The organism is Porphyromonas sp. CAG:1061, assembly GCF_000435035.1.
GTDB lineage: Bacteria > Bacteroidota > Bacteroidia > Bacteroidales > Porphyromonadaceae > Porphyromonas_A > Porphyromonas_A somerae.
In genome coordinates this window covers 17812-23595 of record NZ_HF988907.1, presented here as the reverse complement: position 1 = coordinate 23595, position 5784 = coordinate 17812, and the positions used below count along the sequence as shown (strand labels likewise).

At 49.8% G+C, this 5784-nt stretch carries 5 protein-coding genes; all 5 read right to left on the bottom strand.

What is annotated here, in order from left to right:
* The coding region (locus QVO39_RS04210; RefSeq protein ID WP_288171747.1) for an MATE family efflux transporter at positions 1–285 on the bottom strand (285 nt) is incomplete at its 3' end.
* 14 nt (positions 286–299) lie between these two features.
* Entirely contained in the window at positions 300–1325 is a 1026-nt protein-coding gene (gene rlmN, locus QVO39_RS04205; protein WP_021903142.1) for a dual-specificity RNA methyltransferase RlmN, read from the bottom strand.
* Between the two features lie 4 nt (positions 1326–1329).
* Positions 1330–4551: a UvrD-helicase domain-containing protein gene (locus tag QVO39_RS04200; protein WP_021903141.1), complete on the bottom strand. Its 3222-nt coding sequence runs from the start codon at positions 4549–4551 to the stop codon at positions 1330–1332.
* Entirely contained in the window at positions 4548–4883 is a 336-nt protein-coding gene (locus QVO39_RS04195; protein WP_021903140.1) for a translation initiation factor, read from the bottom strand. The genes QVO39_RS04200 and QVO39_RS04195 overlap by 4 nt, the downstream gene beginning before the upstream one ends.
* 10 nt (positions 4884–4893) lie before the next feature.
* A partial coding sequence (locus QVO39_RS04190; RefSeq protein WP_288171746.1) for a S41 family peptidase occupies positions 4894–5784 on the bottom strand: 891 nt, incomplete at its 5' end.

Genomic DNA, 5784 nt, shown 5'->3' with positions numbered 1-5784 from the left:
GTACTGGCGAGCTTCATCCTGCTCTCCTCGGCCTAGAGCATTGGAGACCCCCACCTCGGCAGCTACCTTATTCAGCATAGAGAGTGAGCTGGCAATCCACGTAAAGACCGAGGCTGCTCCCGTTGCTGCCACTGCCTCGGAGGAGAGACGCCCTACCCACGCCATATCGGTAAAGCTGTAGAGCATCTGTATGAAGGAAGTGCCTAGTATGGGGAGGGCAAGGTGTACAAGATGAGGCCCGATCGGTCCTCTCGTGAGGTCTTTTGCTTGGCGGTAGGTAGCCATCTTATCCGTAGGGGTTACTTTTTCTTTTCTGTGGAGAGCATACCACACGCTGCCGATATATCTTCGCCACGTGAGCGTCGGGTGGTGGTGCGTAGTCCGTGCTTATTGAGGTACTCCTCAAACCAAAGCACCTGCTCCGAGGTGGGGGTATGGTAGGGAATGCCTGGGATAGCGTGGTACCGAATAAGATTGACCCTACAATCGAGTGGCTTGAGGAGGGCTATCAGACGGTCGGCGTGTGCCTTGGTATCATTGAGACCCTCAAATAGAATGTACTCGAAGGAGAGCCGCCTCTGACCCGAAAAGTCGTATTGGCTTAGCTGCTGCACCACCTCCTCTATATGGAAAGCTCGCTCCACAGGCATCAATTGTAGTCGCTCCTCGGGTATCGCATTGTGTATACTGATAGCGATGTGTACGCTCTGCTCCCGTAAAAGTCTATTGAGCCCTTCCTTTACGCCTATCGTGCTGACCGTGATCCGCTTGGGGCTCCACGCCAAACCGTAGTCGGCGGTGAGTATCTCTATCACCTTTGCTACCTCCTCATAGTTGTCCAAAGGCTCGCCCATCCCCATAAAGACTAAGTTGGTGAGCTTATCGGAGTGGGGGATGCTTAGCACCTGATTGATAATATCGGCACTTGAGAGATTGTCCAACCAGCCCATTTTGCCTGTGGCACAAAAAGAGCATGCCATCTTGCACCCCACCTGACTGCTGATGCAGAGGGTGGCTCGACTAGCTTCGGGAATGTAAACGGTCTCAAATTGGTAGGCGGGATTGGCAAGTAGAGGGAAAAGGTACTTCTCTGTGCCATCCGTGGAGATTTGTCGGTGCGTGAATGGAGTGCGACCGACCTGATAATTCTCCGCCAATTTAGCTCTAAACGACTTAGAGAGGTTGGTCATCTCGTCAATGGAAGTGGCGCGCTTTTGGTAGAGCCATTCTGCTATCTGCTTGCCTCTAAAGCGAGGTTCACCCAAAGAGGTAACTAGCTCTTGGAGCTCCGAAAGTGTTTTGCCAATGAGTGGGGTCATAGCCATGGTGTTATTTCTTTACTTCTACAATCTCTGGGGTCTTTTCCCAATTCCATAGATATCCCTTTGCTTGGTAGCCCATCTTCTCTAGTAGGTTAAGGTAGCCTTTGATCTGAGCTCGGTACTGCGGTATATCGGTATTCTCGCCAAACTTATAATCAATTACGATGGCATTGCTCCCCTCTATGATCAGCCTATCGGGTCGCCTATGCTGGTCGTACTCACCGATGTAGATAGATTGCTCGGTGAGAATGCTCCTTCCCTCCTTGGGGGTAAACCAGTCTCGTAGCTGTGGGTCTTCTGCCAGAGCTGTATTAAATTGGTTGATCAGGGTCTGCTTCTCCTCCTCTGTCTTAGGTAGGCGGGCAACGGCGTGCTCAAAGTCGTCCCACGAGATCACTCTCGACATCACATCGTGCATCTTAATCCCGTGCTGAATAGCTTCACTATCAAAGGCAGCTTCGGACTCTATCCGCCTAAGAATCGATTGGCGTGGCTCTTTATTAAGGTGTAGCTCCACCTTTGTCGCTACTTCTTCCTTAGTGGAGGTCTCCTCTTTCTTCTTATCCCCCCTTTGCTCATTACCATAGGTCCAAACCTTTTCATTCTCACACTGTAGCATACTTTCCTCGCTGGGGTCTAGCTTCTTGAGCAGTCTTAGTCGCTCGTGTACGATACGGGTCACTTTCTTAGTGCTGGGCTTCTCTTTGGTATAGAGGTAGAGCCGCTCTTTCGGGCGTGTAAATGCCACGTAGAGTAGGTTGAGATTATCGAGGTAGTTGGCCTCGTGTATTTCTCTATACTTCTTGCCAATGAGCGAATTGAGATGTGGTGCAGAGGGGGCTTCAGGAATAATATAGAAGGGGAGTGGATGCTGCACAAAGCCCTCAGGAAGGTACTTCTCGGTGTCACAAAACTCCAAACTGTTATTTAAGCTAAGCTTAGAGATATCCCAATCAAGATAGGGCATAATCACCACGGGAAACTCCAGCCCCTTTGCTTTGTGAAGAGTGATCAGCTGTATCTTGTCGTTTTCGTCATTGCCCATGGTTACCATCTGCCGGACACCGATGCGCTTCCACCAATAGCTAAATTGGAGTAGTGTATTGGGCTCATTCTCTACAAACTCATGGAGTAGGTCTAGGAACGAATTGATATAGAGCTCCTCCTCACTTGGTATCTCGAGATTTGCCAGGAGTTCATTGGTTATCTCAAAGAGGGTAGCTCCCGTTTGCACTATTTGGATCAATTGCTCTATCTTCTCCTCATCTGATATCCCAAAGGTATGGCATGCCACCTCAAAGAAGACCTTTTTCTGGCTGTTTTGAGGGTCGGCTACATGCTGGTATAGTGCCGTGATCAGCTTCACTGTGCTTGAGTGGCTCACCAGTAGGGCTTCATCCGAGAGAAAGGCAAAGCAGTGGCGATTGGCCTTGTCTTCTGTGGCGAAGTTATTCAGCATCTCTGCTATCTTCGTTGCTTCATTATTGGTGCGTACCACGAAGGCGATATCCCCTGGGTTGTAGCCATCTTTGTGAAGGTCTAGGAGCAGATTTTTTATCCGATTAGTGAGTACCTCCTCTACCGGCTCACCCTCATCGCCTGCCTCTAGTTGCTCAAAGCGTACGTAGCCATGCCCATTCTTCTTGTTAGGCTCTTGGCAGACGTTGCTCTCGTATATCTTCTTGTAAACCTCATTACTCTCCCCGTCGAGATCAGTATGGGAGGGGAAGTCGTAGATGTTATTAAAGAATAGGTTGTTGAAGCGCACAATGTTTTCGTCACTTCTCCAATTGATTTTCAGTGGGTCATCATTTGTAAAGTATTGGAGTATGCGGTCACTCTCCACCTCACTATTAAGTAGAGAGCTATCGGTACCTCGCCACCTATAGATGCTTTGCTTTACGTCGCCTACGAGGAAGTTCTCCTTCATCTGGCTCAGGCTTTCAATGAGCAGCACCCTAAAGTTTTCCCACTGCGTGCGGTTGGTGTCTTGAAACTCATCGAGCATATAGTGGTCAATCCTTCCGCCCACCTTTTCATAGATAAGGGGGGTAGAAGCACCGTTGATCACCTTTTTAACCAGTTCATTGATCTCCTCGATCAGCACCACCTTATGCTCCTCTTGGTATTGTGCTATCTCCGTTTGTAGCTGCGAGAGAATAGGGAGCAGGCTCAGATGCTCCTTGAGCAGTTTAGCGAGCTGATAGTCGCCTGCATATTGACCAATCACATTATTAAGGTCGTATAGCTTCTGCTCTATATCGTCCAGACCATTCAGTAGCTCCGGAAACTGCTTTGCCACCACTTTGAAGTTCTTACTAGAGAAGATCGCCAACTTTCCATCTTTTCCCACCTTTATCCTGCCGTCGTATACAGGCTTTTGTGGGTCCGTGATCTTCCTAACGATCAGTTCGGATAGCTCCTTTCCTTGCAGAGCTTGTAGGAAACCATAGCTACTAAGTGCCAGTGCTTCATCGGCGTATTCTGCAAGAGTGTCTTGAAGGATGTCTAAAGGCTTCTCCATCTCTGAGAGAGCTTCCTCGGCCTTTGCCTTCAATTCCATTGCAGCTAGATCAATATCCTTAGGGTCGAGGGCTTGGATAGGGTATTTATCCGCCTGAGGGTTGTAGAGCATCTCCTTGGCAAGATTGATAATAGCCGCACGCACATCAGTGCTATCACCCTCCTCCACTCGAGAGAGAAGCACTGAGCCCAATCGAGTAAATACATTGCTCTCTTGATTCAAAAGGAGACGATCCACCGACATCTCAATCGCCCCATCCCTATCGAGTGCCACCTCGGCATTGGCGCTACTATTCTCCAGCTCAATCACGAAGGTGCGGACAATCTCCTGAAAGAAAGAGTCGATCGTCTGTACCCTCAGAGATTCATAGTCGAGCAGGATCTCCTCCAGCACCTCCCTTGCTTTGCTTTTCTCTTTATCTATTTGTTGTGGTGTTTTCTTTGGCGCCCCCTTCTCTTGCTTTCTTCCGTTGAGAGAAATCTCATATAGCTCCTTCACAATCCTCTCCCGCAGCTCCGTCGTTGCTTTATTAGTGAAGGTAGCAACAAGGATCCTCTTGTATCCCCCCTCCATTCCATCCGAAAGTAGCAGATCCAGATACCGATGCACTAACGTGTAGGTCTTGCCACTACCCGCCGATGCTTTGAATATATTAAGCGGTTTTTGCTCCTTACCTGCCGACTTATTAACCGCAGCTTCCGTCATCTCCTTCTGCACTTTTCGTATCCCCACTGCTGAAGTAGAGTCATTACCCGCTCCAGCACCTCGCCCTGTATCAGTATTTCGCCCTCCTTGGCACTGCCACCTACACCGCAAGCCACCTTCAGTCGCTTTGCTAGAGTCTGCAACTCATCATCACTGCCTATAAATCCCTCCACCAGCGTCACTACCTTGCCCTTCCGTCCTTTATTATCTCTGCGTACCACTAGAGGTTGCTTCTCAGGGGGCAAAGTCTCCACCTGAGGGGTGCTCTGGAGTTGGTCCATTAGGTCTCTATTGGTAGAAAATATCATACCGCCTCTATCGTGCTTCGCCATAGTGATGAGATTATCGGAGTGATGACTTCCGTAGAATGTCGTGATACCGCTTTGGCGTACTCAAGATGTCCATAGCTCCCTGCATGGTAGGATCGTCTTGGAGTGTGATAGCAAACTGCCCCTCCTGACCGAAATAGTGCTGAGCAAGGCTACCTTGGAGCAGACGCACAATCTGATCCCGACTCTTGGCAAATGCCTGATCAATTGAGGGCGTAAGTGCTTTGCGAAGAGTGGCAAATGCCTCCTTGCTCACCTCCTCATATCCCTCAAACTTAGCTACCTGCTCCACCGACTTCAGCATCTCTAGGCTCATCTCGCCAAATTCAAAATCCTCCCCCTTTAGCTCTCCAATAAACCGAGCCACCTCCTCATCAGAGATCACAATATCCTGTAGCTCCTTTGCCTGTGGGTGCTCCAAAAAGAGTTGGTTGGCAAATTGGAAGATCCGCCCTTGGTTGCTGAGGGCAATCGTGATGGCATCCATCATCTCTCCCTCAATCTCCACATCTGGTCGAATGCCACCGCCATCACGTACCTCACGCCCCCCTGCCGTGTGAAATACATTGGTCAAGCTATCGGGTACCGAGGCAACTGATCCATCGGGATTGCGGTGTGAATAATCGAGCTGCTGAATGCAACGCCCGCTCGGTATGTAGTAGCGCGAAGTGGTCAGCTTGAGGATGCCATCATACGGGGTTGGAAGCGTGGTCTGTACTAGCCCCTTTCCAAAGCTCTTACTCCCTACGATCACCGCTCTATCCAGATCCTGTAAAGCACCTGCCACGATTTCACTCGCCGAAGCCGAGCCTCCATTGATCATCACCACCAGAGGTATCTCCAGGTCTATAGGCTCCTGCTCGGTAAAGTACTCCTGCGAAGTCTGTGGTAGCCTCCCCTTGGT